We start from the raw sequence: 4531 nt of genomic DNA on the forward strand, positions 1-4531 counted from the left end.
GGCGTAGACGGTGTCGACGATGCGCAGGCGCGCGGGGCGGTCGCGTTGGGCGCCGCGGGTCTCCTCGGCGCGCACGGCCCAGCCATCCATGGCGGAGTTGTCGCAGCCGGGCAGCGCGCGCGAGGCCGCGACCCGGGCGGCGAGGAAGCGCCCGTGGGCTTCCAGCAACGGAAGGGCTGTGGGGGCCGCGGGCGCGATGGCTTCGAGGGCGGCCATTCGCGCGGCGGTGAGGGGAGTCAGCGGCATGCGTCGGAGGCAGGACTCTACGCCCGGGCGTGCGGCGCTTGTCCACGGGGTGGCTTGGGACGGCGGTTGCTCCCTCCCTCCCGGGTCAGGCGCAACCTCCGGAGTGACACGCCTTCCAGGGCCCTGGGGGCGGGCCTGGACGGAGGGAAAGCTGTGTAGGGTCGCGCGGACATGGATGGAGCCGCGACCTTTCCCGACGTGACGCTGAGCATCCTGGCAGGCGGGCGGGGCGCCCGGCTGGGCGGCGTGACCAAGGGGCTGCTGACGGTGGACGGGCGCACGGTGCTGGAGCGGCTGCTGGAGCTCGCGCCGCGCTTCGGGGACGTGCTGCTGGTGTCGAACGCGCCGGAGCCCTACGTGCGCTTCGGGGTGCGCACGGTGGCGGACGCGGTGCCAGGCAAGGGCGCGCCGGGGGGCGTGCACGCGGCGTTGGGCGCGGCGCGCACGCCGTGGGTGTTCACGGTGGCGTGTGACATGCCGTTCGTCACGGAGGCCGCGGCGCGGGTGGTGCTGGACGCGCGCGCGGAGGACGTGGACGCGGTGTGCTTCGAGCGCGAGGGACGTTGGGAGCCGCTGCTCGCCGTCTACCGCGCGGAGCTGGTGGCGCGGTGGGGGGAGGCGCTGACAGAGGAGCCGTCGATGCGGCAGGTGCTGTCGCGGTTCCGCACTCGGACGTTGCCGGAGGCCGCGTTGCGCACGGTGGATCCGCGACTGCGCGCGCTGGCGAACGTGAACACGCCGGAGGACCTGGCGCGGTATGGCGTCGGGTTGCCCCGGCCGTAAGCGCTGTCATGGAAGGGTGTGTCCGAAACCGGACGTTGTCGCGGGGCTGCAACCTGGAAGAAGAACCCCCGATGCAACTGATAGGGGTTGGCACGAACCTTGTCCTTTCACGGCGTCCACTCCACTCCCGCTTTCAACTGACGGCACCTACCCTCCGGTCCTTGGGGGGAGGCGAAGTGCCACGAAGACGTTCATGCGTGGCCGGGAGCGAGTGGAGACCTGCATGTCGTCAGACGGGGCGCCCCTGATCCTCTTGATCGAGGACGAGGAAGACATTCGAGATGCGGTCAGTACGTTGCTGGAGATGGAAGGCTTCCGCGTCGAGCAATGCGTCCACGGCGAGGACGCGTGGGCGTGGCTCACGTGCCATGAGCGTCCGAACCTGGTGCTGCTGGACCTGATGATGCCGGTGATGGACGGTCAGTCCTTCCTCCTGCGCCTGTCGCAGGAGCGCCTGCTGACGGACGTGCCCATCGTCGTGCTGTCCGGCAGTCCCTTCAAACCGGAGGGCGCGGTGGCCTACCTGCGCAAGCCCGTGTCGGTGAACCAGCTGCTGGAGATGGTGCGGCGCTTCCTGCCCTCCTCCAAGGTCGGGCGGGGAGAATCCCGCACGTCCTGAAACATGTCTCATGTCGACAGGCAGGGGACTCGCGGTGGAGGGGAAGCTGTGGAATGGTCCTGCCCGGCAGGCTCCCTACCTGCCCTCTCAAAGGACGACGGATGCCGCGCGGAACACTGGAGCTTCCAGAGGACATCGCACGCGACCTGACGGCCCGCCTGGGCGCCACCACGGAGGAGGACACGTCCCGGGGCATGTTCTTCCTGGGCGTGCTGGACGCGGTGCGCTTCCTGGGAGGAGAGGAGGCAGTGGCGCGCGTGCTGGAGCAGGCGGGCGAGAAGGCGGACTACGTCCCCACGCAGCCCTATCCCTTTCCCCGCTTCCTGCGCCTGTCCTACGCGGCGGCCTGGCAGCTGGCGCCGCAGGTGGGCGACTTCGACTCCGCCATGCGCCAGATTGGCACCCAGGCCATGCTGGACTTCCTGCACTCCATGTTCGCCCGGGAGGTGGTGCAGCAGGCCGGCGGAGACCCGAAGCGGCTGATGGAGCTGATGCAGGCGGGCTACCGGATGGCCTTGAACTTCGGCGAGCGCACCGTGGAGTGGAAGAGCCCGACGTCGGGGCGCATCACCATGACGCGCACCCTGATGCCGGTGCCGTACACGGAGGGCATCCTGCGGGCGGCCCTGGAGGTCACCGGCGTGCACGACGTGCAGGTGCAGGGCCGCTCGCTGGCGCTCGTGGAAGCCGTCTACGACATCGCCTGGAGCTGAAGCAGCCTCACGGCTCCGAACGCCGCAACTCCACGGTGGCACCCTGGCGGCGGAGGCGGCTGGCCATGGCCTCCGCGACGCGCAGGGGCCGCAGGCGCACCAGCACCGCGGGCAGGGGGTGGCGCAGCACGCGCACGAAGCTCTCGTGCTCCTGCCGCAGCTCCGCGATGAGCTTCGTCAACTCCAGGGGCGTCGCGCCCGCGTCGGTCAGCACGACGTCGTAGCGCGGCTCCTTCAGGGGCGGTGAGGAGGGGCGCAGGAAGGCCAGCGGATCCGTGTCCTCGCGCCAGGGCTCGAAGAGGCGCACGCGGACCTGGAAGTCGTGCTCGCGCGCGAGGGCGTCCACGGCGGTGAAGCCCTTCACCAGGTCGGTGAAGACCACGCCCACCGTCAGGTCCACGCCCAGGTGCTCGTTCGCGCCGCGCATACGCCAGGCGATGTGGGGCTCCGCGGGGACGAGCTGCACGAGCGGCCCGTCGTCCGCGTTCAGCGCCTCCAGGAGCTCCACGGTCCGGCGGGGGATGTCCAGGCCGCCGCGGACCTTGTTCGGCATCCACAGCTCGAAGACGCCCACCAGCGGGTGGTGCGCGTGCTCCACCGTGGTCTCCACGTAGCCGCCGCGCTTGTAGATGAACGCGCCGTAGAGGTTCGGGAGGGAGAGGGCGCAGGGGGCGTGCAGGAACACCTGGTGGCCCAGGGCCCAGACCCGGGGCGTGTCGTCGTAGCCCTCGCTATCGGAGTCGGTGTCGCGAGGGGCACCGAGTCCGTGGCGGGCGGCGAAGTCCTCCAGGGGCGTGGGGCGGGACTCGCTGCCGGTCCCCGTCTGGGAGCTGGCCTGGACCCAGGCATGGTGCGCGGCGGACAGCTGGGACAGCTCCCCGGCGACGCTCGCGGCGGTCTGTTCGTCCTCGAAGGCGCCCACCACCGTGTAGCTGCCGCTGTTGTTGCTGGCGAAGGCGTTCCAGACGTGGATCTTCATGAGGCGGCTCCTGACAGGGAGGACAGGCCATGGCCCGGCGTGCGCGCGCAGCCGGGCAGGGTGGACGCGGAGGCCAGCTGAGCGCGCTGGCCGTGCCACACGTCCATCACGTCCCGGGCGGACGTCACCGGGAAGGCGAGGTGGTGGAAGCTGCACGGCATCACCTTGCGGTCGGAGGTGATGACGAGGAACTCGCGGCCCGCGCCGCAGTCCTGCTTGTCGAAGAGGCGGGGGACGCCCTCCAGCCGCTCGCCCCAGCACACGTCGAGCTTCAACTGGCAGCGCGACCCGAGCGCCCGCGCGAGCACGGCCACGCGGCGCGACAGGTCGCGGGCCTGGGCCGCGTCCAGGTGCAGCGCGCGGTCGTGGCCGTTGTAGCTGAGCAGCAGCACGTCCCGGCAGCCCAGCGCCACCAGCTCCAGCACCACCGCTTCGAGCGAGGGCAGCCGCTCCGGGGTCACCAGATAATTGACGCCGAAGCGCGCCCCCGCGTCCGCGAGCCTCCCCACGGTGCCGCGCCATGCGTTGTCGTCATAGAGCGAAACGCGAATCTGGCCGTACCGGCCGCGCACGGCGGCCAGCCGCTTCGGGGTGAGCGCCAGGCCGTTGGTGGTGAAGCTCACCGCGAGCGGGGTCTCGTCGTACAGCCGGGCCACCAGTGTCTCGAAGTGGGGGAAGGCCCAGGGTTCGCCGCCGCCGAAGGCGACCTCCAGCACGCCCGCGTCCGCGAGGCCGGAGAGCAGGTCGAAGGCGCTGTCCGCCGTCCAGTCGCTCTTCGCGTCCAGGTCGCGCGAGCAGAAGGTGCAGGCGAGGTTGCAGCGGTTGGTGATGCCGAACTGGAGGGCGCGCGGGGCGCGGGCGCGCAGGTGCGCGGTCTCCTCCCCCTCGCAGCGCACGTTGGTGCCGGTGTCGCGGTCGAACAGCAGCAGCGCCCCGTCCAGCGGGAAGCGGCGCAGGTGCGCGAAGGGCGCGGGGACGGGGACGGCGGAAGGGTCGGACCAGGTGGATGACACGCGGGGCCTCCAGGGACGCGGCGCGGACGCGGCCTGGGGCCAGGACCTGACGCTCCGGCGGCCGAGTCTTGCACGGGCGGCTCCCCTTCCAGTCATGGGAGACGGGCTCGCAAGAGGGCGTGCGGGGAGCTTCCGCGCGCCCTGCTCCCGGCACGGAGGGCGACCGGGCGAGGGAGGG

General features: G+C 71.6%; 5 protein-coding genes and 1 pseudogene. 3 read left to right on the plus strand and 3 right to left on the minus strand.

Annotated elements, in window-relative coordinates; all coding sequences use genetic code 11:
• Positions 1 to 246: pseudogene (locus D7V93_RS38680) on the minus strand (molybdopterin molybdotransferase MoeA); the annotation flags it as partial.
• A 171-nt stretch (positions 247 to 417) separates the two neighbouring features.
• On the opposite strand from D7V93_RS38680, the gene mobA reads away from it, so the two are divergent.
• From mobA to D7V93_RS38695, 3 genes are all read left to right on the plus strand, one after another.
• The gene (gene mobA / locus D7V93_RS38685) at positions 418 to 1029 is read left to right on the plus strand and encodes a molybdenum cofactor guanylyltransferase (RefSeq protein ID WP_120648083.1); all 612 of its coding nucleotides are present in this window, start codon (positions 418 to 420) and stop codon (positions 1027 to 1029) included.
• Between the two features lie 223 nt (positions 1030 to 1252).
• Complete coding sequence (locus D7V93_RS45470) at positions 1253 to 1648, plus strand: response regulator (RefSeq protein ID WP_158623959.1); 396 nt, start codon at positions 1253 to 1255, stop codon at positions 1646 to 1648.
• 101 nt (positions 1649 to 1749) lie between these two features.
• Entirely contained in the window at positions 1750 to 2361 is a 612-nt protein-coding gene (locus tag D7V93_RS38695; RefSeq protein ID WP_120648085.1) for a TIGR02265 family protein, read from the plus strand.
• 7 nt (positions 2362 to 2368) lie between these two features.
• On the opposite strand, the gene D7V93_RS38700 is transcribed toward D7V93_RS38695, so the two are convergent.
• Together D7V93_RS38700 and D7V93_RS38705 are read right to left on the minus strand one after the other, a co-directional pair.
• Positions 2369 to 3340, minus strand: a complete 972-nt coding sequence (locus tag D7V93_RS38700; protein WP_120648086.1) for a hypothetical protein — start codon at positions 3338 to 3340, stop codon at positions 2369 to 2371.
• Positions 3337 to 4353 carry a radical SAM/SPASM domain-containing protein gene (locus D7V93_RS38705; protein ID WP_158623960.1) on the minus strand — a complete coding sequence of 339 codons (1017 nt, stop codon included), beginning with the start codon at positions 4351 to 4353 and terminating at the stop codon, positions 3337 to 3339. The genes D7V93_RS38700 and D7V93_RS38705 overlap by 4 nt, the downstream gene beginning before the upstream one ends.
• Positions 4354 to 4531 lie beyond the last annotated feature (178 nt).

The organism is Corallococcus llansteffanensis, assembly GCF_003612055.1.
GTDB classification, from domain to species: domain Bacteria; phylum Myxococcota; class Myxococcia; order Myxococcales; family Myxococcaceae; genus Corallococcus; species Corallococcus llansteffanensis.